Source organism: Paenibacillus hamazuiensis, assembly GCF_023276405.1.
Taxonomy (GTDB): domain Bacteria; phylum Bacillota; class Bacilli; order Paenibacillales; family NBRC-103111; genus Paenibacillus_AF; species Paenibacillus_AF hamazuiensis.
On sequence record NZ_JALRMO010000001.1, the window covers coordinates 3,851,413 to 3,876,213 of the forward strand.

Annotated in this window: 17 protein-coding genes; 4 read left to right on the forward strand and 13 right to left on the reverse strand. The window is 55.7% G+C overall.

The genetic code is table 11. The features are described 5' to 3' along the window. Positions 1 to 26: 26 nt before the first annotated feature. On the forward strand, positions 27 to 515 hold the full coding sequence (locus tag MYS68_RS16935; RefSeq protein ID WP_248926963.1) for a MarR family winged helix-turn-helix transcriptional regulator: 489 nt from the start codon (positions 27 to 29) through the stop codon (positions 513 to 515). Positions 516 to 541: 26 nt separating this feature from the next. Continuing rightward, complete coding sequence (locus MYS68_RS16940; protein WP_248926964.1) at positions 542 to 1,840, forward strand: MFS transporter; 1,299 nt, start codon at positions 542 to 544, stop codon at positions 1,838 to 1,840. A gap of 602 nt (positions 1,841 to 2,442) precedes the next feature. Here the strand turns inward: MYS68_RS16940 and MYS68_RS16945 are convergent. From MYS68_RS16945 to MYS68_RS16990, 10 genes are all read right to left on the reverse strand, one after another. Beyond that, entirely contained in the window at positions 2,443 to 4,527 is a 2,085-nt protein-coding gene (locus tag MYS68_RS16945; RefSeq protein WP_248926965.1) for a hypothetical protein, read from the reverse strand. Positions 4,528 to 4,548: 21 nt separating this feature from the next. Further along, positions 4,549 to 5,439, reverse strand: coding sequence for an NAD(P)-dependent oxidoreductase (locus MYS68_RS16950; protein WP_248926966.1), 891 nt, complete (start codon positions 5,437 to 5,439; stop codon positions 4,549 to 4,551). Positions 5,440 to 5,524: 85 nt separating this feature from the next. Then, positions 5,525 to 7,843: a helix-turn-helix domain-containing protein gene (locus MYS68_RS16955; RefSeq protein ID WP_248926967.1), complete on the reverse strand. Its 2,319-nt coding sequence runs from the start codon at positions 7,841 to 7,843 to the stop codon at positions 5,525 to 5,527. Positions 7,844 to 8,000: 157 nt separating this feature from the next. Then, positions 8,001 to 10,028, reverse strand: coding sequence for an alpha-amylase family protein (locus tag MYS68_RS16960; RefSeq protein ID WP_248926968.1), 2,028 nt, complete (start codon positions 10,026 to 10,028; stop codon positions 8,001 to 8,003). Between the two features lie 55 nt (positions 10,029 to 10,083). Next, complete coding sequence (locus MYS68_RS16965; protein WP_248926969.1) at positions 10,084 to 11,628, reverse strand: type 2 periplasmic-binding domain-containing protein; 1,545 nt, start codon at positions 11,626 to 11,628, stop codon at positions 10,084 to 10,086. A 311-nt stretch (positions 11,629 to 11,939) separates the two neighbouring features. Then, complete coding sequence (locus MYS68_RS16970) at positions 11,940 to 12,821, reverse strand: carbohydrate ABC transporter permease (RefSeq protein ID WP_248926970.1); 882 nt, start codon at positions 12,819 to 12,821, stop codon at positions 11,940 to 11,942. Between the two features lie 16 nt (positions 12,822 to 12,837). Continuing rightward, a complete protein-coding gene (locus MYS68_RS16975) occupies positions 12,838 to 13,791 on the reverse strand; it encodes an ABC transporter permease (protein ID WP_248926971.1) in 954 nt (317 codons plus the stop codon). A gap of 35 nt (positions 13,792 to 13,826) precedes the next feature. Continuing rightward, positions 13,827 to 15,821: an alpha-amylase family protein gene (locus MYS68_RS16980; RefSeq protein ID WP_248926972.1), complete on the reverse strand. Its 1,995-nt coding sequence runs from the start codon at positions 15,819 to 15,821 to the stop codon at positions 13,827 to 13,829. Between the two features lie 191 nt (positions 15,822 to 16,012). Then, entirely contained in the window at positions 16,013 to 17,233 is a 1,221-nt protein-coding gene (locus tag MYS68_RS16985) for an MFS transporter (protein ID WP_248926973.1), read from the reverse strand. A gap of 32 nt (positions 17,234 to 17,265) precedes the next feature. Then, positions 17,266 to 18,072, reverse strand: a complete 807-nt coding sequence (locus MYS68_RS16990; protein WP_248926974.1) for a MerR family transcriptional regulator — start codon at positions 18,070 to 18,072, stop codon at positions 17,266 to 17,268. A gap of 282 nt (positions 18,073 to 18,354) precedes the next feature. On the opposite strand from MYS68_RS16990, the gene MYS68_RS16995 reads away from it, so the two are divergent. Beyond that, on the forward strand, positions 18,355 to 20,370 hold the full coding sequence (locus MYS68_RS16995; RefSeq protein ID WP_248926975.1) for a Na+/H+ antiporter: 2,016 nt from the start codon (positions 18,355 to 18,357) through the stop codon (positions 20,368 to 20,370). Between the two features lie 67 nt (positions 20,371 to 20,437). Here MYS68_RS16995 and MYS68_RS17000 read toward each other — a convergent pair whose 3' ends face one another. The 3 genes from MYS68_RS17000 to MYS68_RS17010 form a co-directional block, all read right to left on the reverse strand. Then, the gene (locus tag MYS68_RS17000) at positions 20,438 to 21,631 is read right to left on the reverse strand and encodes an MFS transporter (RefSeq protein WP_248926976.1); all 1,194 of its coding nucleotides are present in this window, start codon (positions 21,629 to 21,631) and stop codon (positions 20,438 to 20,440) included. 27 nt (positions 21,632 to 21,658) lie between these two features. Further along, entirely contained in the window at positions 21,659 to 22,480 is an 822-nt protein-coding gene (locus tag MYS68_RS17005; RefSeq protein ID WP_248926977.1) for an SDR family NAD(P)-dependent oxidoreductase, read from the reverse strand. A gap of 194 nt (positions 22,481 to 22,674) precedes the next feature. Beyond that, a complete protein-coding gene (locus tag MYS68_RS17010; protein ID WP_248926978.1) occupies positions 22,675 to 23,259 on the reverse strand; it encodes a TetR/AcrR family transcriptional regulator in 585 nt (194 codons plus the stop codon). Between the two features lie 319 nt (positions 23,260 to 23,578). On the opposite strand from MYS68_RS17010, the gene MYS68_RS17015 reads away from it, so the two are divergent. Beyond that, a complete protein-coding gene (locus tag MYS68_RS17015) occupies positions 23,579 to 24,733 on the forward strand; it encodes an asparaginase (RefSeq protein WP_248926979.1) in 1,155 nt (384 codons plus the stop codon). The last annotated feature ends 68 nt before the right edge of the window (positions 24,734 to 24,801 follow it).

A 24,801-nucleotide genomic window follows, 5' to 3' on the forward strand; every position in this document is an offset into this window, starting at 1 on the left:
TGGCAACTATATAAGGAGGGATCAAGTTGCCCGATTCCAAACATACGATACCGCGCTGGGTCTCCCTTATTTACCGGTACGGGCAAATGTATATCGGCGAGCGGCTGAAGCATTACGGCATCGGCAAAGGGCAGTATATTTTTCTCAATGCGTTGTACCGCGAAGACGGCTTGAGCCAGGAAGAGCTTTCCCGGTACCTCAAAATCGATAAAGGGACGACGGCGAAGGCGCTCAAAAAATTGGAGCAGCAAGGTTACGTGACCCGCAAAGTCAGCGACCGTGACAAAAGATCGTATCAGCTTTTTTTGACCGAGAAAGCGCTCGGCATTAAAGAGGAAGTCCGGGGAGTGCTTACCGATTGGAGAAATATGTTATCCTACGGCTTTTCCGAGGAGGAGAAGCAGCTCGTTCTGTCCCTTCTGGAGCGGATGGGCGACAACGCATCGCGTTTCATCGACGGCGATATGGCTGAAACTTCCGCCGACTTAACGAAAGAAAGCGGTGACCGCAGTTGAGTTTGCAAAGTGCAGGCGCCCGGTTCGTGAGCAACCATTTTCACGCGCTGACCCATAGAAACTACCGTTACTTCTGGCTCGGGCAATGCGTTTCCCTGATCGGCACCTGGATGCAAAATATCGGCCAATCGTGGCTCGTCTTGACGCTGACGGGCTCTCCTCTGCTGCTCGGTCTCGTGGGGACGATGCAGTTTTTGCCGATTACGTGTTTTTCGCTGTTCGCAGGCACCTTGATCGACAAGTTTCCGAAAAAACGGATACTTTTGATCACCCAGACCTGCTCCATGCTGCTCGCGTTCGCGCTGTCGGCGCTAGTGTTCGCCGGCACGGTGCAGTACGGATATATATTGGTCATGGCCTTCCTGCTCGGTCTCATCAATACGTTCGATATGCCGACGCGGCAGTCGTTTAACATCGAAATCGTCGGCAAGGACGATCTGATGAACGCGATCGCCCTTAACTCGATGACGTTTAATATGGCCCGCATCGTCGGCCCCTCGATCGGAGCGGCGATGATGGCCTATCTCGGCGCCGGCTGGTGTTTTCTGCTGAACGGCCTGAGCTTTATTGCCGTCATCTACGGTCTGCTGCAGATCGAACCTGTCCCCTATGTGAGAAAAAAGAAAGCGGGCGCCGGCGTTCTGCGGGAAATCCGCGACGGCATCCGCTATATATCGGGCGATCCGCTGCTCGCTCAAACGATTTTGCTTGTGACGGTCATCGGCACGTTCGCCTACAATTTCAGCGTGCTTATTCCCGTTTTCACCAAAACGGTGCTTCATATGGAGGAAAAAACATACGGCCTCCTCATGTCATGTCTCGGCGTCGGCTCGCTGCTCGGGGCTTTGACCATGTCGTTTCGCAGCAAGAAAGGGCCGAAGCTCGCGCTCAGCATCGCAAGCGCCTTCACCGTCTCCATCATTCTGGTGCTTAACGGGCTGAACAGCTCCCTTGTATTGTCCGGCTTCCTGTTCGCGGTGAACGGGCTGTTCAACATCCTGTTCGCCACCAACTGCAACTCGACGCTGCAGCTGCATGCGAAGGAAGAATACCGCTCGCGCGTCATGAGCATTTACGCGCTGGTGTTCGCCGGCTCCACGCCGATCGGCAACTTGTTTGCCGGGTACGCAGCCGATCGCTTCGGGGCGGGCGGCGCCTACGTCGCCTGCGGCATCATGTGTCTCGTCCCGGTGACGCTGATCGTGCTTCTTTATCGCAGGAAGCGGCAGGCTGAGGGCAGCGCGGCCACCGCTGCAGACGATGATACGTCGGGCGGGGCGGGCGAGGGCGAGCCGTCGGTACCGCCAAACAAAGCGAACCAATAGGTTTTCGCAAGCCCGGCGGAACCGATATTCGATTCCTTGGGTACAGCAGCACATTCGAATAAAATAAAGGAACTGACGTTCGCTATCATTGTGCCAATGAGCATATTCGAAAAAATAAAGGAACTGAGATTCGCTAAATCGGGGAAAATGATGTCTGTTCCGCAAAAACAAGCAAATAACGAACCACAGTTCCTTTATTGTTGACGATCCGCTCGAAATGGCCATTTTAGCGCACCGTAGTTCCTCTATGAATCCGGGACCAGCCAGGCAAGCTGTTTGGACTTAACCCGGCCGTCTGGCCGCGATAGAGATTCAAGCGGGATGCCAGGTTTTTCCGTCGATGAGCTCCTTCGACTGTCCCCGGATCGGGAGCCAAAAAACGGAAAAGTATTTCGCTATTATCAGAAATCACCAAAAAGAGGCGTCAGCGAAACATTTTGTTCCGCTTATCGCCTCTTTTTTTGCTGTGTCCGGTTGGTTTCCCCAGTCATAACGGAAACCTCGGTTCCGCTGCTCCGGATTCGCTTCTTCAATCGCCTCGAATGGCGGGAGCCGGCGGGATAGCGGCAGTGCCTATTCCGCCATGTCGCCGATGCCCCCGCCTATTCGAACGTGCGGGCCAGCTCGATGTCGCAGCGTACATCGTCCATATAATACGTGTAGCCGAACGTTCTTTTCACGCGCGCCATAAAATACGGCTTATTGTGCGCGCACCAGCAATGCCCGAGCCGCTCCCAGTGGCGGCTCGCCTGCTCGAGCTGCGCCACCGCCTGAGTGATGCGCTCCCGGTTCCGGCTCAGCCGGAACCGGCATAGCTCCAGAGCGGCGGCGAATTTGCAGGCGTAATACCGGCCCATGGCCGCATACGCCTGCAGATCGAGCAGCGCGCACGCCGCATGGCCGCCGTGCAGCTCGCCGAGGTCCGCCTCAAGCCGGGCGGACGCCTTTTCCGCCGCAACAGCCGCTTCGCGCAGGCTGCGGATGATGTCCGCCGGCGTTTCGCCGTACGGCGCCGCCGCTTCCGCAAGCATGCCGTCGTGCTCCGCCTTGGCGTATTCGGCAATGCTCATCACGCCTGCCCCCGGCATCGGCGCAGCGTCAACGAAATCGAGGATCGTCTTGAAGCCGCTCACCTGGGACAAACAGCTTTCCGGGTGCCACTGGAAATCGTAGTCAATCCAGAACAGCCGGTTCACGGCCGGAATGATTTTCGAAGCTTGCCGCAGTCCTTCAAGGAACAAAGGGGCGTGCGCAGGTCCAAACTGCTCTGCCAGCAAATGAATCCACGTCTCGTCCCCTGTCCCCGGATCGTAGGAAAGCCTTCCCCACAGCTGGAACTGGAACAAATGGCGTTCGAAGTCGTAGGTCCACGTTTTATGGCCGTAATCGACATGCTGGAAATCCCGCCCCCACAAGTACCCGTCCGCCCCCCAATAAAAACCTTTCACATACGATTTGCGCATCCCGTTTACATAGGCGCGAACATAATCGGGATCGCCCCACCGGTGCGTAAACACATCGTCATTGCGAACGGTGTACAATATTTGTGTGGAATCGAGATCGATGCCCTCCCAGGCGTTCCACAGCTTCTCAAACTGCGGAAACGGGTGCGAGTAGCAGTGGGCGTTCGAGTATTTCCAGCTGATGTAAAAGCGGTCCGCCGCAAATTCCCCCTGCACAAGCTCCTTGATTTCCTTGCCCGCATTTTGCATGTTCGTCCGGTGGATGAACGGGATGTCCCGGCCCGACTCTTTGATCGCCTGCACATACGTATCGACGATCCACCGTTCGCGTTCGTAGCCGCTGCCGTCCATCCATTCGCTGGCCGAGGTGCCGAGTCCCTTCAGCTCGGGATACGTGAGCAGCAGCTGCAGCACCATTTCCTTGATATAGTCGCGGATCACCGCAGACTGGCCGCGGAAACGGTTCAACGGAATGCCGACCCGGTGGATCAAATCGTCGTACATGTTGCCGAAATCGCCCACCGCTTCGGGCAGTCCGAGGCCCCTGGCCGCCTCCGGCGTCAGCCGAATGTTCCAGGTGAACAAATAGACGTCGATGCCCCGGCTGCCGGCATAACGGAACAGCTCGCGGAAAAACCGGATGTTCCGGTCCATTTCCACGTCGCTGAAGGGGTTCGCCGCCCGATATTTCGGGGAAACCACCATCAGATGAAACGGGTGCTCGGACCATAAGCTCAGGCAGTTGTAGCGGTTTTGCGCCAGCATGTCGAGATATGCTTTCCAGAAATCGATGTCGAGGCACGTCTCTTCGTTCAAAACAAACGGATCGCCGGAATCGAACGGAGCATACGGCAAATTGAACTTGACGCCGCGGATGCCGAGCGCCGGTTCCCGGGTTATCTCCGAGCCTTCCGGCAAATCCTCACCGCGCATCACCCGTTCCGCCCATTCCAGGCAGCCGTACATCACCCCGCGCGAATCGCCGCCTTCGATATGGATGCACTCCCCCGAGCGGAAAATGCGGAAAGCCTGGTCGCCATAGCGGCTCCGCTGCCCTTTGGGCGTCTGCGCCTTCCGCACGACAATGCCTGCTTTTGGCGCGCCCCCAGACCCGAATTGCGCAAATTGCTCCACGAAAAATGCGCCGCGAAGCGCCAGGCTTTTCTTGATCTGCTCCACGCCGAACCGGATGACGGCGTCCTTATGATCGTAGACGAGTTTCACCCTTCTCCCTCCGTCCGCTTATCAGTCTCGCTTGTACATTTTATAAAGCGCCTGCGTGCCGCTGTTTTCCTCCCCGCCTGCCGCCAGCCGCTCGTAGAGCGATTTCGCGAGCCGCAGCCCGTGCGTGTCCAGCCCCATCTCCTCCGCCGATTCCAAAGCGATTCCCATGTCTTTAATAAAGTGCTTCACATAAAATCCGGGCTCGAAGTTGCCGGCGATCATGCGCGGTCCAAGGTTGCTGAGCGACCAGCTTCCCGCCGCCCCGGTTTCGATGCTCCGCAGCACCGTCGCCGGGTCGAGTCCCGCCTGCTCTGCGTAAGCGAGCGCCTCGCAGACGCCCATCATGTTCGAGGCGATCGCGATTTGATTGCACATTTTCGTATGCTGTCCGGCGCCGGCCACTCCCTGATAGACGATGTTTGTGCCCATCGCCTCGAAAACGGGCAGCGCCGCGTCAAACGCCTCCCGGTCGCCGCCGACCATAATGGACAGCCGGGCCTCCCTCGCTCCGACGTCACCGCCTGAAACCGGCGCATCAAGCGCGTGCAGCCCCCTTCGACCGGCTTCCTCATAAATCCGCCGCGCAAGCGTCGGACTCGATGTGGTCATATCGATCAGATACGAACCGGGACGGGCTGCCGCAACGATGCCGTCGGCTCCGAGGTATACCTCCTCGACGTCGCGCGGGTAGCCGACCATCGTAATGATTGCGTTCGCCTGCCTGGCGACCTCCGCCGGAGACGCATGCCAAACCGCGCCCTCCGTAACCAGATCCTCCGCCTTCGCTTTCGTCCGGCTGTACACATGAACCGGATATCCTTTCTTCATCAGGTTCCGGGCCATGCTTTTGCCCATCACCCCAATCCCGATAAACCCGACTGCCGTATGTTCTGCGGACAAACTTGCTGCCATGTCTCTCTCCTCCTAGTGTGTGGTGATTGCTCATGTGTGATGATCGCTCGTGTTTGGCGATTGCTCGCTGCGTGTCCCGGATGTTTCATCTGAGCGACACCCGGTACTGCTTGGGGGTCATATTGACATAACGCTGAAAGGCGCGGTTCAAATTCCGCTCCGAATAACCGACGATTTCCGCGATCTCCATCACGCTGCGGTCCGTGTCGCGCAGCAGCTGCTTCGCTTTTTCCACCTTGTATTCCATCACGTATTCGACGAACGAAAGGCCGACTTCCTTCTTGAACAAACGGCTGAAATACGACGGACTCATCCCGACCATCTCCGAGCATTCGACGAGCGAATGGCACGCGCCGGGGTTTTCCTTGATGTGCCTGCATACTTTCTGCACGGCGTGCCGCGTTCCCAACTTCCGGCTTTCTTCGGTAATTTGCTGGTACAGCGGGAAAATGATCTCGATAAACCATTCGTATATTTCGCGCGACGTCTGCCTTGCCTTGAGCTGGTCGAACCAGTTGTCGCCAAGCGAGTCGATCACACCCGGACCTTTTTCCTCCAGCGATTGGATGATCGACGAAAGCAGCACGTGGTAGCATTGAAAAATCGTATTGTACGATTCCGATACCTTGACGTTTTTGGCAAACGCATTCAGCGCCTGCTCGGCCATGACCAGCTCGCCCCGCGACAGCGCCTCGACGATCAGCTGCTCCTGCTCGCGAGGGTACGTAAACATCGCATGTTTGCCGAGCTGCCCCAGCTGATCAAATGCCAGCACCGACTCGGCATCCTTGAATATCCGGTGCTGCAGCGCCTGCTGCGCTTCCCGGTACGATTCGCCGATGCGAAGCACGTCCTCGCGCAATCCGCCGATGCCGACCGCAACGGAGAAGCTCAGGTACGTACGCAGCGCGGCCCGGACCTCTTCGGCGAACGCTTTGGCCGTTTTCATCATCGCTTCCCCGGCGGTTTCCTCGGGAAAATGCAGGATGGCGACGCCTTCCCGCTCGTTTTGCTCGACGACAAAGCCCTGCAGTCCCGACTTGGCCAGCAGCTCGTTCATCACGTTCGTGACGGCAAACATGACGATCGCGCCTTCGCTGGGCAAAAATCTTTTTTCCTTGAACAAATTTTCGACGATGGCGATCAGCACGACAAAGCGGCCCCGCTGCGGAATGCCGAATTGTCCGCATTCCTGCAAAACGGCGGTTTTGCCGCCGGCCTGGCCTTTCAGCAGCTTGTGCAGCAGCCGGTCCCGGAGCCCGGGCTGAATTTGCTTCAGCACGTTTTCCAGCGATACGGCCTGATCGCTTAAAAAGCTGAGGCACGATTTGATAAATTCTATCTCGTTGCCTTTCGGCGCGAGCCGCCCCTTCTGCAGGTCCTCCCCATAGCGGATCAGCTTTTCGATCGGGTTATAGGCCCGCTTGGAGGCGATAAAGCTGAGCAAAATGCCGACCAGCAGAAAAACGGCGACGGTGCCGGCGATCATCCAGCGAATCCAGCTGAGCCGTTCCAGCATGTCGCTTTCGGGAATAAGCGAAACATACGTTCTGCCCAGCGTCGTTTTATTGAAGTTGACCAGCATCTGCTCGTGATCGTGCGTATCCGCGTCTCTTAAATAACGTCCTTCCTTGGCATCGTCCGTAACAACGTCTTTTAGCACAGGGACGTCCTGCGCCGATTGCCCGAACCACTTATTGTCCGCCGAATGCAGAAGTATACGTCCCGACGAATCGAGCACGACGAGCGACTGGTTTTTCGAATAAGCGGAATAGTTCACAAGCGTATTGCGCAGCATTTTCTCCTGCACGTGAATGATGACTACGCCTTGCGGATTGCCCGCGTTCATCAGCCGAACGTACGAAATGTAACCGTTTTCTTTCCCCTCCGGGAGATACGTCCATTTGGCCGGTTCCTTTTGCCGCATCGCCTCCTCGATATCCGGGCGTTCCCCGTAACGGCCGTACGTCACGTAGCCGTAATTGTTCGAAATGACAAACCCCGCCTGCTTGTCGTAAAAAACGATGTCGCTGATCAGGCTGTTTGCGTTTTTATGCAGCTGCAGCGTGTCGAGAATCAGCTTGTGCTGGATAATATCCGAGCTGAACTCGCTTCGGCCCATGTTTTCCTTGATCAGTGGATTGACGGCGATTTTCAGCGACTCGTTTTCGACGTTGTACAGAACGTTCTCCATCCTGTCCTTGACGAGCACCAGCGAAGCCTGGTTGTCTGCCGTAAACTGCTCGGTCAGTTTGACCATGGAAAAATGATAATACGTGCTTCCGGCAAGCACGATCGGAATCGATACGGACAGGCAGCCGAACCAGATAAGCCGGTTCAAATAATTCGTCCGCGGCAGCAACGCGAATAACACGCTTCGAATCTTCTCCAGGACGTTTTTCATGGCGGCACCCCCGAAACGTTTGATCGGGATTCGGACAAATCCCGTCATACTCCTATTGTAGAGGAGTTCGCTCAGGCAAAAAACAGACACTTTTTGTCATGCCCGGTTAGCCTCGCGGCACAACAAAAAATGTCTGCGGTTCAGGCCGCTCCGTCCGTTAATCGCATTCCACGAGCAAGCATTCCCAGACGTCCAGCCGGGGTACGGTCAAAAACAGTCTGTCCTGCTCCACCCGGTATTCCAGCGGTGACCCGGAAATAATTTGCCGCACCTGCGTCACCTTGGCGTCTGCCGGCAGGCGCAGCTCCACCTCGATATCATGCAGCGGGATGGCCGTCGCCAGCGGCCGGCGGCCGACTCCGTTTACGAGATGAACAAGCCTGTTATTACCTTTGGCAAACAGTGTCGCCTGCAGTCCGTGGTAACCCGTCACGCGCAGTTCGCGCGTTTCGCCGAGCCCGATGCCGATCGCGTTTTCCAGCAGCTGGTAATGTTCTCCGAGCTTATACTCGTTGATCAGATGGCTGAGCGAAAACGGCATATACAGCACGGTGCCTTGGCCGTAGCGGTTAAGCAGAGCAAGCGGCAGGTCGGTATGGCTGACCGGCAGCGACGCTCTCTCCGGCGGTGCGCCAACGCTTTCGAGCGGCGAAAACGGCGGCACGAGCGTCGCCAGCACTTCGCAGCCCGCTCCATCCGGCCGGCAGTATACGACCTTCCCGCGGTGAGCGATCAGCTCGGTCTGCTCCAGCCCCTTTTGCAGCGGATTGCCCTGCCCTTCGAACCTTAGGTACGATGCGGCGAGCGGCTCGCTTTCATATATTTCCCCGGAAATCGCAAATAGCGACAAAAGTTCTTTTCGTTCGGGCGGCGCTCCTTCGGCAACGACATGTCCGCCCTGGCGGACGAAGCCTGCCAGGTTCGCGGCGAACTCCTCCGTATACTTCATGCCTTCGGGAACGATCAGCGCTTTATACCGCGCGAGCCGCTCCGGCACCGCCTGCTCGGCGAGCAGCACATCGAACGGAATTTGCCTGCCCAACAAACCGTCGGCCCAGCCTTCGGCGGAGGCGTCCGCGGTCCACATCAGCGCCACCTCCGATAACGGCTCGGCTCCTTCCATGTACGGGTCGACCTTCTCAACTTGCGCATTGAAGGCGCCGACCGTTTCCAGGATGCGCTTGTCGCCGATCGTATCGGGCACGCCGGTCAGCGAATGCCAGATGCTTCCGCCATGCGCCGGAATTTGCGACAGCCAGAACCGGTATTCGGCCGGAGGCAGCCCCGTATGGCGCCAGTCCATGCCGGGACTTGAATGAACGATGCCGAAAGGCACCGGCCGGTCCGGCAATGAACGACCGAGCTTGATGCTGAGCGCCGGCTTCCAAAACTCCGGGATATGATGGTGCCCGAGCGATAAAATGTCCTGCGGCTCCGTGCACAGCATATCCGCCGTTTTAGCGCGGTCGAAAATGTTGTCGCGGTACAGGTTGTAATAAAGGATCATCGGAACCTCGGGACTTTTTTGCTTGGCAAATGCGTACAAAATATCGATGTTGTCCCGCATGCATGAGGAAGCCCAGTCCGGCGCAAACTCCTTCTTGTCGTCCGGCAGTTCGGTGCCGTAAGCCGCTCTGTACTTTCTGCGGCAGCCTTCGCACCAGCAAGGCACGTATCCCGGCGCATTGAAGAAAATGCCGTCGATCGCGTAGCGGCTCAGCACCTCGTCCAGCACCGGCACCGCCACCGCTTCGCCCCTGTACGCGCCGTTGATGCAGGTCGACATGAGCAGCGACCAGTCGCCGGGACGCTTCGCGCCGATGATCTCCGGTTCCCCCGAACGGCTGCGGGCGAACCATTGCGGGCGCTGCAAATATACGTAATCCGCCGCCTTGCTGAAATCGAACCGGGCAATGAAGCGGATATCCCGCTTATGGCACGCGCGGATCACTTCCTCGAGCAGATCGAAATCTTTCGGCAAAAATTCGTTTTCGGTATGGTAAGCCACCTGCGTCGGGTACCAGGCGTAAATGCCGCCGACGTTAAACACGATCGTATTGCCGCTCATATCTTTGATTTGCTGTGCCAGCCGCTCGGGATCGATTCGGTCCGTATCCCTGACCTGCAGGTTCGGTTGGATGACGCGCAGCGGCTTTTGCCACCACGTTTTGGCGTTTGCTGCCATAACTTTAACCTCCTCATGAGGTGACCGGCACTTTTAGCGCCGGTCATCTCTGCATTTATTTGCCGCTAAACGACTTGTAGGATGCGGCGAATTCCTTGAAAGCGGTTTTCATTTCCGGCAGGTTGTTCAGCTTGTCGACGTAAGCTTTGTACTCGTCCATCGAGATTTGGCCGACGATCGCTTTGGTCACCATCGTTTTCCATTCGTTATCGTATTTGGGCCATGTGTTGTTCCACGTCACGGACGTCGTGTAAGCGAACGGATTCACCTTGCCGATCTCGTCGAACTTCTCAACTTCCTTCTTCTTCGCATCGTTGAACGCCTTTGTGCCGGAAGCGCTTTCGACCTTGCCCCATTTCGCGTAAGCGAGCACGCCCGCTCCCTTGCTCGTCGTGTTGACTTCCTTGACGCCTTGATCCGTCAGCACCTTCTGCCCGTCGACCAATTTGTAGTGAGTTCCCTCGAGCCCGTAGTAAGCGAAATCCGTCATTTCCTCCGAAGCGGTATACTCGAAATATTTGAGCAGCTGCTTCACTTTCTCCTCCGGCACCTTTTTCGAGATAAAATAACCGCCGGACACGCCGGTGCTCAGCGCCACGGCATCGCCTTTCGGCCCCTTCAGCTGCAGGTTGAGAATTTTCGGGTTCGGCTGCGTCTTCGCGATCGATTTCTCCCACTCGTCGTCCCACCAAATGCTTCTCACGTAGGAAGCGGCCCGGCCCGTCTTGAACACCTCCTCGGCCTGCGTTTTCTTCATGACGGCGAATTCCTTCGGCAGCACTCCGTCCTGATACAAGCCGCGGAACCAGGCGACCATATCGGCGTACTGCGGCGTCAGCCTCGTTTCGATCATGCCGCCTTCGGAGTTATACGTCGGGTCGAGCGCCCCGAACCCGGCGGCGAAGCTGTCGTCGCCATCGCTAACGATCACCCCGTGGCCGATCAGGCCGAGCGTATCGGCTTTGCCGTTGCCGTCCGGATCGCCGTTCACGATTTTTTTCAATGCAGCCGCGTATTCGTCCAGCGTGGTCGGCACCGGTATGTTCAGCTTGTCGAGCCAGTCCTTGCGGATTTTAACGCCGGGGTCGATCCGCGAGCGGGAGCGCGGCACCGCGTAAATTTTGCCGTCCATGCTCAAATATTTGTAAGCGTCCTTCGCCATGTTGTTTTTCAGGTTCGGGTATTGGCTGAAATCGCCGAGGAACGGCGTCAGGTCCCAAAACGCGCCGTTTTTGATCGCGTTCAGCAGCGTCGGGCGGGTTGATGTCGGCGACGCCAGCACCTCCGGCAAATCGCCGGAAGCGAGCAGCAGGTCGAGCTTCGTGTTCAGATCGCCGTCCGGCACCCATTCGACGTCGAGCTTCGAATTCGTCCGTTTTTGCCATTCGCTCCAATACGCGTTGTTCATGTCCGGCACGTCGTTGTACAGGCCGGCGAACATTTTAATCGTAAGCGGTTTCGAATCTTTCTTCGCATCACCCTGCTGCGGCGCCGCCCCCTGGCCCGCCTCCCGGCTGCCCGAAGAACATCCGGCAACCAAGGAAGCGGCCACGACGACGGACAATCCGGCCGATGCCAATTTTGCTCGATTTTTTCTCATGTTTGTTTCCTCCCTTTTCTGTTTGTGCATCCACGGTTCGATCTTAAGGCAATGCGCTCTGGCGGGAAACAGACAATTCATACGATATCCGCCAGACGCCGGACGCAGCATATTTTGTCATGACACCTCGTACCGCCGGGCGATAAGACGGCAGTTACTCACGCCGAAGCCCGACTTCGCTGATCCGGCTCGGAAAATATTGTCCTATTCCGCTAACGCGCACGTATCGGCCGTCCGGACATTTCCGCAGCACCCGGTCTTTGCAGCGGCCTGTTTTCACTCGTACCGTCAAGCTCCGTCAGCCCGCACGCTCAGCCTTTGATCGACCCGAGCATGACGCCTTTGGCAAAATGCTTTTGCAAAAACGGGTACACCGCCAAAATCGGCGCCATCGCCAGCATAATCGACGCCATGCGGATCGTCTCCTGCGGAACGAGCCGGTCGTCGCCGCCGGAGCCCGCCTGCCCGACTCCGGTCGAATCGGAATCGATGACGAGCGTTTTGACCAGCACCTGCAAGGTCCATTTTTTCGAATCGGTCAAATAAATGAGTGCATTGAAATATGTGTTCCAATACGAGACGGCGAAAAACAGCGTAAACGCCGCGATGGCCGGCATGGACAGCGGGATGACGATGCGTAAAAATACGCCGATATCCGAGCAGCCGTCGATGCGCGCCGAGTCCTCCAGCTCCGCGGGAAGCGATTCGAGGAAGCTTTTGATCACGATCAGGCTCCAGGCGCTGGTGAGGCTCGGCCATATAAGCGACCAATACGAGTTGAGCAGCCCGAGCTGCTTAACGAGCAGATAGCTCGGCAGGATGCCGGCGTTGAACACCAGCGTGAACACGACGGCCCCGAGCATGATCGAGCGGCCCGGCATCGTTTTCTTGGTCAGCGCGTAGGCGAACGAGAACGATACGACAATATTGAGGATCGTCCCGACGATAGTGATGAAGACGGTGCTTTTGAGCGCGTTCAGGAAGCTGTTCGTCGACAAAATGTATTTGTACGCGGACAGCGACCACTGGTCGGGAAACAGGTAAAATTTCAGCGGCACGTACGCCTTCGGGTCGGTAAACGACACGCTGAACACGTAGAGGAACGGGAAGACGCATACGAGCGAAATGAGCGCAAGCAGCGCGTAGTTCACGTAATCGAAGACGGTCAATTTTTTCGCGGAGATAAAGCTCATCGGATCCCCCTCCTTTTCAGTAAATGCCTTCGTGGCCGAGCTTTTTCACGATATAATTGGAAGCCAGCACGAGCACGAGCCCGACGACGCCTTTGAACATGCCGACCGTCACCCCGATGCTCACCTGCCCTTTCAAAATGCCGACGGAGTACGCATACGTGTCGAACACTTCGGCGACGGTTCCGACCAGCGGATTCATCATCAGCAAAATTTGCTCGAAGCCGACGTCGGCCATATGCCCGAGCCGCAGGATCAGCAAAATGATGATCGTCGGGCGGATTGCCGGCAGCGTGATATGCCATATTTGCCGCCAGCGGCTCGCGCCGTCCACGACCGCCGCTTCATACCGCTGGGGATCGACGCCGGCGATCGCCGCGAGGAAAATGATCGTGCCCCAGCCCGCTTCCTTCCACATATTTTGCGCGGTGATCAGCGCCCAGAACAGCTTCGGATCGGACAAAAACGCGATCCGCTCCGCCCCGAGTCCCACCAATATTTTGTTCACGATGCCGATGTCGCTCGATAAAATAAAATGCGTCATGCTGACGACGACGACCCACGATAAAAAGTGGGGCAGGTAGACGATCGACTGGTTGACCCTTTTGAACACCTCGTGCCGCACTTCGTTCAGCATGAGCGCCAGGATGATCGGAACCGGGAACATGAAGACGAGGCCGAACAAATTGATGGCGAACGTGTTGCGCAGCATCACATAAAAATTGCGGTCGGTGAACAGCTCGTGGAAATATTTGAAGCCGACCCATTCGCTTCCGGCAAAGCCGGCATATGGATTGTACATCTTAAACGCAAGCAGCAGTCCCCACATCGGGACAAACTTGAACAAAATGAAATAAGCGATGCCCGGCAGTGCGAGCAAGTAGATGAATTTGTGCTGCGCGATGCCGGTAAGCAGGCGGGATTTTGTGCGCGCGCCGCTTTTGGTTTTCGGCAGCGCTGTCGTTTGCGGCATGGAGTGCACCTCTCTTTTTTTGATGTAGTTGGCATTTACGGTTCGATCACGATCGCTTCGTACGCGTCAAGGCGGGTCAGCCGCAAAACGAGATCGCCGTCTTCTTTTCTGACGGATATGCCCCCCCTGTCTGTCAAGCTGCGGACCCGCGTCATAGTCCCCAGCCCGCGCAGCGCGACCTGCACCTCGTGCACCGGAATCGGCTCGAAATAAGTAACTCCGTTGAACCCGGACAAGTTCAGCAGCTGCAGCAGGTAAGATCCGTCACTCACTTGATCGAAAAACAGTTCCACCGAAGAGGGAGCATCGGTTTGCACCGGGTGCCCGTTCCCCAGCAAATGATCGATCAGATCGGTCACGATCAGCTTGTGATCCTCGTAGCCGTGCTTGTAATAAAGCGTCCCCGCCTCCCACGGCATGCAGGCGGCTCCGCCGGCCGTCACGTTTAAGCCGAAATCTCCGGACAACGCGTGTCCGTATGCCCGCTCGGGCGGTCCGAACAGCGCCGGCGATACGAACGGCAGCAGCTTGCGGCCGCTGTCACCGAAAGACATGAAGTCGAACGTCCCGCCGACTATCACCCAATCCCGCTCGGCGAAGCTTTTGAACACCGCTTTATCGTCCACCTGCACGTAAGCGGAGAACGTATCGGCGAGAGCGCCCGTTACCTCAGCATGGAACAGCTCGCGAAGCGTTTTCCGGCCGCGCTCGTTTCCGGTTAACGAATGTCCGGTTGCAAGAAGCGCCACCTTATGCTGCTCGTGAAGCCGCTTCAGTACACTTAGCTGCGCGTCGTCCATTTGAGGAATGCCGGGCAGGATAACGACCTTCTTGCTTTGCAAGCTTTCCGCTTTCGCCGTGAGCTGCGACTGGACCACCACGTCGAACAAAATATGGCGCTCCTTGAGCATTTTGAATATGCCGAGGTACTCCTGCAGCTTGCCTTTCCGGGGACCGTCCGGCTTGATCAGCACAACGTCGGCAAGCGAACGGAGGCTGCCGAAATACCGCTCGTTCTCCGCGTGAAAGCGGAACGCTTCCCGGACCACGCCGAAATTGTCGCGGTCCGGATAGCCGTCGAATGAGCCGATGATGCAAAAATCAAGGCCCGATCCGCTGGCGATGCTTTCGTACAGCCGGATCTGCACCTCGTGCTTCGACACTCCGGTGAACCGGTACGTGAGGTCTATCGCGTTGATGCAGCAGTTGCTGATCAGCTTGTCGTCCCACGAATCTTCGATCGCCTTCACGTTCTCGGAGGCGGAATACAGCCATACCGGATGCGGCCTTTGCAGTGCGGTGTTGGACTCGTTCCTGACGATATCGACGCCCTGCGTGTGGTACGTGCAGATCGCTATATCCGGACGCAGCCGCTTCGTCAGCGTCTGAACGCGATCCAGCAGCTCCCGCGTCGTCGCCTCCTGAAACTCGAGGTAGGCGGCGTATGCCGGGTCGCCGGGCTCCTCGCGCTGCGGCAGCTCCAGCCCGTACATCGAGCGGAAGCGGCTGCGGCAGTTTTCGCAATGGCAAATGCCGTACCGGTTGCCGCTGTAATCCCAGTTCTGATAGCCGAACATGTTGAAAAATATACCGTCGACCTCATACCCGGTGATCACTTCTTCGATCATCTTCAGCGAATATTCCTGCTGATAATAACCGTTGATGCACGTATGCACGATGCCGTAGTAATTGACTTCCTTCCCATCCTTGCTTCTGTAAAACCATTCGGGCCGCTTCGCAAAAATGCTTTCGTGCGCCTTGCTGAAATCGAAGCGGGCGATCAGCCTCAGCCCGTTCGCATGCGCTTTCGCCACCGCTTCGCGGAGCAAATCCTTTTTCAAATACGGCGTGACGTATTGATATTCCAGCCGGGTCGGATAAAAGGCATATATGCCTCCCGCATTGATCATCCACGTGTTCGCCCCGAACTTTTTCAGCTCTTCGATCTCCAGGTCGACATCCATCGTCGCGTCCGTTTCCCGCAAATTATTTTGGATCAGACGCAAGTTGTTCTTGTCCCACCAATTCATGCCTTTCGCCTCCTGCTCCGCTTGATAGCCCCATTATAAAGGGCTGCAAATAGGCAATATACAGACAATTTTTGTGCACGCTCCGCACCGGCTCAGGTTCGCAAATTTTGTCCGCCGCATGAAAAAGCGCCTTTGAAATCGAAAAAGACGGGGATACGCTCCCCGCCTTGCCAAAGATATATACAAGACCATTACTCGACATACAAGTCCGATTTGCCAAGCATATTCCGTCGGACCGGAATCGCCCCCCAGACCGCCAGCACGATAGCGGTGCACGTGACGAGCGAAGCCGCCCACGGTACGGCGTGAAGCCCGGGCGCACTTTCAATCACCCGCCCGCCGATGAATGCGCCGATGGCATTTCCCAGATTGAACGCGGAAATATTAAGCGTGGACGCCAGCTCCTGGGCGTCTCCCGCTTTCTGCAGCACCAGCATGTTGAGAGGAGCCATGATGCTGTAAGCGGCGACGCCCCAAACAAAGACGGTGACGACGGCCGCCGCTTTGTAATGACTTGTCCAGGTGAACGCCGCCATCGAGACCGCAAGCAGCAGCATACCGCCGATAAGCGCAGGCAGAAGCCGTTTATCCGCAAGCTTGCCCCCGGCCAGGTTGCCGATCATGGAACCGATGCCGAACACGAGCAGGATGACGGAAACGGCACTGCCGGAAAATCCCGATATCCGCTCCAAAATAGGCGTAATATATGTGAAAGCGGCAAACGTCCCCCCGTTGCCGAACACGGTGATCAGCAGCACCATAAGGAAGGCCGGGCGGCTTACCGAATGAAGCTGTTTGCCGAGCGATACCCCCTCCGAACGCGGAATGGCCGGAATCCACTTCGCGATTCCGAGCAAAGCCGCAGCCGCAAGCAGCGTGATCGCCAGAAAAGGAAACCGCCAGCCAAGCTGCTGCCCGAGAAAGGTGCCGATCGGTGCGCCGAGTATGACCGCTACGGTCAGTCCCGATCCGACCATCGCGATGCTCCGGCCTTCCTTGCCCGGTTCCGCCAAATCTTTGGCCGCGACGACGATCGCGCCGAAAAGGATTCCGTGCGCGAGCGAGCTGACGATTCGTCCCGCGAGCAGCACCGCATACGAAGAAGCCAGCGTACAGCAAATGCTGCCCGCAGCAAATACGGCTAAAAACAAATTGAGCAGCGTTTTGCGCGGCATCCTGCCGGTCATCACGGACAGCACGGGACCGCCGAATACGACACCGAGCGCGTAACCGGTGACAAGCATGCCGGCCGTCGAAATCGATACGCCGGTATCGCCGGCGATAGGCAGAAGCAGCCCCATCGGGAGCAGCTCGGCCGTGCCGACAGCAAATACGGCAAGCGTTAAGAGCCATAACGCCGCCGTCTTTTTAACCGGCTGCCCTCCAGGCAACCGGACTTTTTCAACAGACACGATAGAGTCGCCTCCTTTAAGATCATCCAAACTCACACAATCGGCATCTGGCTCTCGGTCACATACTGCGAAACGGCATCTTCCTTGGGGGATATATAAATTTCCCGGCTCGGCATCTCTGCGCTGATTCGGTAGCCGTTCCTCTCGATCCAGGAGCCGAGGTCGATGCTGACCGGCGTATCCAGATCCGGCCTGCTTATATGGGTTACCGAAGCCACGGTCATTTCCGGCAGCGTTTTGACTTTAAACCGGTCCGTTTCCGGCAATTCCCCCCGGATGGGGCACGCGATTTCCAGATGGACGCTGCTTTCGCACTCCGGGCATCCATGCCACATGACGATATGGGGTTGCGGCTGCGTAAAGCCGTTCCATTTCAAATATTCGTCGATTTCATCGAACAATCCGGGAATATGGGCCCTGCTCGTCGTCTCTCTGACCGATACGACCGTTAACGGATCGACCTTCTTAAACAAAATCTCATGGCGAAGAGTGTCCCCGCCTCCCCGTTCGATCTGTTCCAGCCTGGCTTCTATTCGCCGCAGACGGTCGATTTCCGACTCGATCAACGATTGCACCTCGGCCTGCTTCAAGCGAAACATACCGCGAATTTCGGCCGGCGGCACGTCTTCGTGAAGCAGCTGTTTGATTTGCTCCAACGTAAACCCGAGATCTTTAAACGCCAAAATCCGGTGCAGGCGGACCAATTGATCGCTCGTGTAATAGCGGTAACCGGTATGAGGGTCCGTAAATGCCGGCTTCAGCAGGTCGAGCTGGTCGTAAAACCGCAATGTTTTTGCCGGAACCTGGCTCAGCTTGGAAAACTCGCTGATTTTGAACATGATCGCTCTCCTTCCTTTTTTTGTACGCGATAAGCGATGGTTATCGGTTTTTATTATAAACTTTCCACACGTCGGGAAAGTCAATAGCCGTTCCTATTTTGGGCCCCTTGAAAATTTTGGAGGTTAAGGTTAAAATCTCTGATAACATTCATTTTGTGGAGCGTCCGGACTCAGGCATTCTTGGAATGGCGGCCTGTGCACCTTGGATTAGAATGGCATAATATAGGAAATGTTAATTGATGAAATTATCAGCCCTTGTGTCGGCTAGAATCGGGAGTCGGGATGGACTTATTAATCACTGTGATTTTGTTGTTGGTTTGTATATTGATCTCTAACATCGTGGGCCATTACATGCCTTCCGTCCCTGTTTCGTTGATTCAAATCTCGTTTGGGATCGTTATTGCACTTGTATTTAAGCATATATCGTTCAACATTGAAACAGAGTGGTTTTTGCTTCTTTTTGCGGCTCCGCTTCTCTATAACGACGGAAGGCATTTTCCCCGTGCAGAGCTATGGAAGTTGAGAGGGGCAATAATCGGAAATGCCATCCTGCTTGTTCTTCTAACGACGATTGGCGGGGGATATTTCATTCATTGGCTTATCCCTTCCATTCCTCTCCCGGCCGCTTTCGCATTAGCGGCTATTTTGTCTCCGACCGATCCGGTGGCCGTCAACGGAATTGCCAAGCGGATCCGGCTGCCTGACAAGATTTTGCATCTGGTCAGGGGAGAATCTCTGATTAACGATGCAACCGGCTTAATTTCGTTCAAATATGCTATAGCTGCCGTGGTCACCGGATATTTTTCTCTGAAAAACGCCATTTTCGATTTCACCTATATGTTTCTGGGCGGAGTTGTTTTAGGTTTGGTGCTCGGATTTCTGACCACGGGAATTCGTTTTATTCTGCGGAAGCAAGGGATCCATGATGCGGCGTTCCTTTCGCTGCTGCAAGTCATCACCCCCTTCATCATTTTTATCGTAACGGAGGAATTCCTTCACGCGTCGGGGGTTATTGCCGTGGTCATCGCCGGTATTGTCCATGCGCTGGTCAAAGAGCATACGGAAACTTTGATTGCCGAAGAACAGATGCTTACGGAAAATATTTGGACCGTTGTATCCTTTGTATTAAATGGTATCGTGTTTCTTCTATTAGGTCTGAACATCCCCTCATCCATGAGCGAGGCGGTAGCCAGCCCGGATATCGGGAACTCGTTGATCATCGGATATGCGTTCGCCGTTGCTGCGGCCATTCTCGGCATTCGCTTCGTTTGGTCCCATCTGTACGCTTATTACGAATACCGCCGTGAACCTTCGCCGGATGCGGCCAAGCCGAGTTTGAAAAAAACCTTGATCACCAGCTTGGTCGGAGTCCGCGGGGCGCTGACCATGGCGGGGGTTCTCTCCATCCCTTATGTAATCGTGGGGGGCGAACCGTTTCCGGAACGTCCCTTGATTCTGTTCCTGGCTGCCGCAGTCATTCTTCTTACGATACTTGCAGCCGCTATTTTTCTGCCGTTATTAAGCAACAAACCCGCCGATGAAGCGGGGGCGGAGAAACGGATGGATATTAACGAGGCCAAACAAAAGCTGTTGCTGTCGACATTAAAGAGGCTGCGCCTCGAGATTAACGATGAAAATGAAGCCGCCGCACATGAACTCATCCATGAATATAAATTCATGTACCACACACTAATCCCAAGGCAAACGAATGACTACCAGCAGCGAATAAACGAAATTCGGTTGCTGGCTCTGCGATCGGAAAGAAAATATATTCATAGTGAAATGGAAAAGGGAGCTATGGCACCGGATGTGTTCGAAGACCTGGAAAAATATGTAGACATTCGGGAAGAAGCGCTCGCTAACAACGTCCGGTCGGGGACGACATACCTGATCAAGAAAATATTCATGGGGTGGAAGCGGGGCAGACGATCTGGATCAAAAAATCGGGAAGCTGGAATCACCAAGCGGCACGCAGGTTTGGAGATTCAAATCAAGGCGCTGCAAGCGGCGCTGCAAAGTTTGGAGCAGTATGCGGGCGAACGCGATGCCGATGAACCGATCAACGTGGTGAAGAACGACTATCAAAGAATGATCTCCCGATTAACGAAACCCCAGGCCCAATTTATCGAAAAAAAGCAGGAGCAAAAAGAGGAGCTCAGGCTGAAAGTAATGGATATTGAACGATCGGAAATCAGGGGGATGTTTGAGTCCGGGGAAATTAGCAGAGAGCAGGCTAGGGAGCTGCGGAGGTTTTTGAATTCCATTGAAAGTGTGACGTTGTATGAGCATGTGGAATGAGGGGTTGATCGGAATTTGAAGCATTTCCTTGCCGTTGCGGCAAAGAAATGCTTCCGGTTTTAAAAGGTTATCCGGCATTTGGGCCGCTGCCGGCTGCGGCTTTGAGCGAGGGTTCGCCGCTCTTCCCTCTGCGGGTGACCGAATAGACTGCGAACAGGAACGCCAGAAAGGCGAGCAGACTACCTGCCCATGCATTGGTTACAACAGGGTAATGGTTCACCACGACTCCTCCGACAGCCGATCCGATCGCAATCCCAATGTGCATAAACGAGGTGAACAAGCTGATCTGGATGTCCGCCGATTCCGGAGCCGACTTAATCAAATAGCTCTGAACGGGTGCGGCAGGAGCGAAAGCGAGCGCCCCCCAGAGCGGCACGACGATCAGCAAATAGATCCACGAAGAGGCGGCATATGGCAGCAAACTTAAGGACACCGCGAACAAAATAAGAATCAGCAGAAACGTGCGCGCCCCTCCGAATTTGTCGGCCGACCAGCCGCCAATCCAGCCGCCGGCAACGCCGGCGATGCCGAAGACAAGGAACACAAGGCTGATCATATTGGCGGACAATCCCATCGTCGCCTGCAGAAAAGGCGTCAAATACGTATACATCGTAAAATGGCCGATCAGCATAAAAGCGACCATCAGCTGCGCGGATATAATCTTGGCGCTTTTCAAGGCGGCGAGCTGCCTGCCCAATGGATGCGCCGGCTGCGGCGGCACTTTCGGCAAAAATCGCACGATCCCGAGCAAAGCGATCAAGCTGAGCGCCGCAACCAAAACGAAGGTCATCCGCCAGCCCAGAAGTTCGGCAATCGCTGTCCCCATCGGCACGCCAAGCACCAGAGATGCGCTGATTCCCATAAACACCAGCCCCATCGCGCGGCCTACGACTTCCGGTGCGACAATGTTCGCGGCCAAAACAAGGCAGTTCACAACAACGACGGAACAGCTGGCTGCAATGATAACCCGGGCGGCCAGCAAAACCGCAAAATTCGGACTGGCCACCGATATTATATTGCCGGCAATGAATACGAGCATGGCCGCGATGAGCAGCTTTCGCCGCTCCGCCTTGGAAGTCAAAGTGCTGAATACCGGAGTACCGAAAGCAAAAACAAGCGAATAAACCGATACGAGCAACCCCGCGGTACCGAGCGATACATCCAGGTCCTTGGCGATCATATCCAAAATGCCGGCAATGACCAGCTCAACCGTGCCCGTGACAAACGTCGCCAGCGCCAGCACGTAGACTCCTCTATTCAAGGTTTCCTCCCCTTCCTGCGCCTTGCCTCAGGCATCGAACGCCGTGTCCAGCGCGAGCTTTTCCCAGGCGGCGATTTCGTCGATTCGTTTGGCAAAATGGTCTCTGATCCCAAGCGAAGCACCAACACCTACCGGAAAATGAAGCGGCGGATTTTCGCTTTCCGCCATGGCGACGACCGCTTTCATCGCTTTGGCGGGATCCCCCGGCACCAAGGCGCTGAAGCTTCGATACGTCGCCTCGTACACGGGCGCGTATTCTTCTTTTTTCTCCGCGTGGCGCATCGATCTGCCGGAAAAATCGGTCGCAAACACACCCGGCTCGACGACCGTCGTTTTGATGCCGAACCCGGCCAGCTCCTGAGCCATCGCTTCGGAAAAACCTTCCACCGCAAATTTGGATGCGCAGTAAAGACTCAAAGTCGGTACGCCGATCGCGCCCAATATCGATGAGAAGTTGATATAATGCCCCGAACGTTGTTGTTTCAGAACAGGGAGTGTCGCCCGTATCACATTTAATACTCCGAACACGTTGACCTCAAATTGCTCCTTCATCTGCTCGTCGGTATACTCCTCCAGCATTCCCGATAAACCGTAGCCGGCATTGTTCACAACGACGTCTATCCTTCCGAAAACCTCCACCGCTTCCTTCACGGCACGCTCAACCTGCTCCTTGTTCGTAACGTCTGCAGCCGCAATATGTACGTTTTCCGGGGAGCTTTTCTTCAAATCGGCTATCGCCTCCAGGCTGCGCGCCGTAGCGACGACCTTATGCTGCGTCGGCAGCAGCTGCCGGACCAGATGCATGCCGAATCCCGTTGAAGTCCCCGTAATTAACCATACTTTACCCATCGATCATTCTCCTTTGCTTTTTAAAATGGATACCGATCAAGCGGCCGCCGTTTCGGAACGGAACTGTTCTGTTCCGAAACAAATGATACAGTACAGTTCTGTTCCGTGTCAAGGAAAATAATACCTGCCTATTCGAAATGCAGGAATAACATGAAAAACACCCTCCGGAACTCCACTGGAACGTGCTCCAATGGTTATTCCGAAGGGTGCTTTTGGCTGTCAAGATGCGCGTCGATCAATTGTGCCGCTAACTTTTTAAGATGAGCCGCCGGACCGGCAGCGCCGAGTAACGGCACCGATACAAGCGCTCCGTTGACGATCAGCATAAGCTCGTCGGCCAACTCCTCATCGGCCCCGGCTTTCCGGCAAATCTCCGCCAAGCGCAATCGCAGCGCATGCTTATACTGGGCGGCGGCCCGATAGGCGGGATGCCCGGGCTCGGAAAATTCAGCCAAAGCATTGAGCATGGCGCATCCGCGGTACCCGGGCTCCGTCATGATCTTGACGGTGGCGTCCATCAATCCGAGAAGCTGGTCTCTGGGCGCTCCGTCATGACTTGCGATCACCTCGTCGAACCATTTCCAATGCCGGTTATCGTACTCTTCGAGGTAAGCGGCGATCAAATCGTCCTTGGTCGGGAAATGACGGTACAAGGTCGCTTTTCCTACCCCTGAACGCTCGACGATGGTATCCACACCGACCGCACGAATTCCTTCCCGGTAAAACAAATCGGCTGCAACCTGCAAAATACGATCGCGCGCAGAACGTGGTCTGCTCATTTTTTTCCACCTGGCCATTCGCAAAAGTGTTGACCTACAAACAGATTGTTTCCGCCCGAGACGGAACAGTTCCGTATCCCAAGTGTAACATTGCGGCGCACAATCAGCAATAGAACGGCCTTGATCGGTAAGCAATTTGCATTTTGGCGAAAACATGAGATAACCCCTCATAATTGACACGTTAGAGGTTATGTCAACGCTTTCCTCCGCGAATATGCACCTTGTAACAATAATGTGATTTTACATATCATAATGATCATAATTTCTGTTTTATGTAATATTTTATTACATATAATTAACACTCAAGGAGGAATTCATCATGTTATTACGAGCCAGACAAGGAATTGCCGGAATTATCGCTGCAGGTTTATTACTGACCGCAGCTCCGCCTGCCGCCCTATTAGCGCCGCCGTCCGTTGCCTTCGCCGAAGCCGGGACCGCAGCCGAAGCGACTGCCGCACTTCCGAAAGTCCAGGTCATTGGAACCGGAGGGACCATATCCGGCAAATCCGTCGACGAAACGAGCTTTCAAAACTACAAAGCCGGTACGCTGTTAATCGAAGATATGGTTGCCGCACTCCCGAACAAGGATAAAATCGCCGATGTGTCGACGTTCCAGTTCGGAAACTCCGGTTCGTCCGCCTACACGATAAAAGATTTGTACGATTTGTCTTTGAAGGTGGACGAAGTTTTGACCGATCACGACGGCGTTGTCGTCACCACCGGCACCGATACGATGGAGGAAATCGCTTATTTCCTCGACCTTACCGTTCGCAGCCCGAAGCCGGTCGTCGTCACCGGATCGATGAGGCCGTGGACCGTCATCGGCAGCGACGCGCAAGCCAACCTGTACAATGCCATCAAGCTGGCCGCCAGCGGCAAAACGAATAAATTCGGCACGGTGCTTATGCTGAACGATACGATTCACGCCGTGCGGGAAGTAACGAAGTCCAACGACTACCGCACCGATACGTTTGAAACGCCGCAGCTCGGCATGCTTGGGTATATCGACGAAAATAACATCCGCATTTACCGCGCTCCGGCCCGTGCGCTGCGCAGCGAAGATTGGGCGACGCCGTTCGATTTGAAAACCATCTCGAAGGACGATCTCGCCAAGGTGGAAATCGCTTATTCGTACCAGGATGCGGGCGGCGAAGCGATCGACGGTTTTGTTGCCGGCGGAGCCAAAGGTATCGTAACCGCCGGCACCGGCGCGGGCGGCATTTCCAAAGCGATGTCCGCAGCGCGCGCCAAAGCGATCGAGAACGGCGTTATTTTCGTGACAACGACTCGCACCGGATCCGGAAGCATCTACTCGAGCGGCCAAGGCATCATCGCCGGAGATAACCTGAACCCGCAGCACGCGCGCATCATGCTGCTGCTCTCCCTCTCGTTCTCGAAAGATTACGAGACGATCAAAATCTGGTTCAGCAAGTACGGCGCTCCGCAGGTTGAACTGACGTCAGCCGAATGACGGCAAGCTTCTAAAAAAAGGTTGGGCGGATTCCGCCCAACCTTTCGTCTCTTTCACTGTGTTCGATA

Bases quoted from the DNA above. Each gene is read 5' to 3' on its own strand.
- MYS68_RS16990 (WP_248926974.1), bottom strand. From the start codon at position 18,072: ATGTTCAAAATCAGCGAGTTTTCCAAGCTGAGCCAGGTTCCGGCAAAA.
- MYS68_RS17010 (WP_248926978.1), bottom strand. From the start codon at position 23,259: ATGAGCAGACCACGTTCTGCGCGCGATCGTATTTTGCAGGTTGCAGCC.
- MYS68_RS16980 (WP_248926972.1), bottom strand. From the start codon at position 15,821: ATGAATTGGTGGGACAAGAACAACTTGCGTCTGATCCAAAATAATTTG.
- MYS68_RS16960 (WP_248926968.1), bottom strand. From the start codon at position 10,028: ATGGCAGCAAACGCCAAAACGTGGTGGCAAAAGCCGCTGCGCGTCATC.
- MYS68_RS17015 (WP_248926979.1), top strand. From the start codon at position 23,579: ATGTTATTACGAGCCAGACAAGGAATTGCCGGAATTATCGCTGCAGGT.
- MYS68_RS16970 (WP_248926970.1), bottom strand. From the start codon at position 12,821: ATGAGCTTTATCTCCGCGAAAAAATTGACCGTCTTCGATTACGTGAAC.
- MYS68_RS17005 (WP_248926977.1), bottom strand. From the start codon at position 22,480: ATGGGTAAAGTATGGTTAATTACGGGGACTTCAACGGGATTCGGCATG.
- MYS68_RS16955 (WP_248926967.1), bottom strand. From the start codon at position 7,843: ATGAAAAACGTCCTGGAGAAGATTCGAAGCGTGTTATTCGCGTTGCTG.
- MYS68_RS16965 (WP_248926969.1), bottom strand. From the start codon at position 11,628: ATGAGAAAAAATCGAGCAAAATTGGCATCGGCCGGATTGTCCGTCGTC.
- MYS68_RS16975 (WP_248926971.1), bottom strand. From the start codon at position 13,791: ATGCCGCAAACGACAGCGCTGCCGAAAACCAAAAGCGGCGCGCGCACA.
- MYS68_RS16950 (WP_248926966.1), bottom strand. From the start codon at position 5,439: ATGGCAGCAAGTTTGTCCGCAGAACATACGGCAGTCGGGTTTATCGGG.
- MYS68_RS16995 (WP_248926975.1), top strand. From the start codon at position 18,355: ATGGACTTATTAATCACTGTGATTTTGTTGTTGGTTTGTATATTGATC.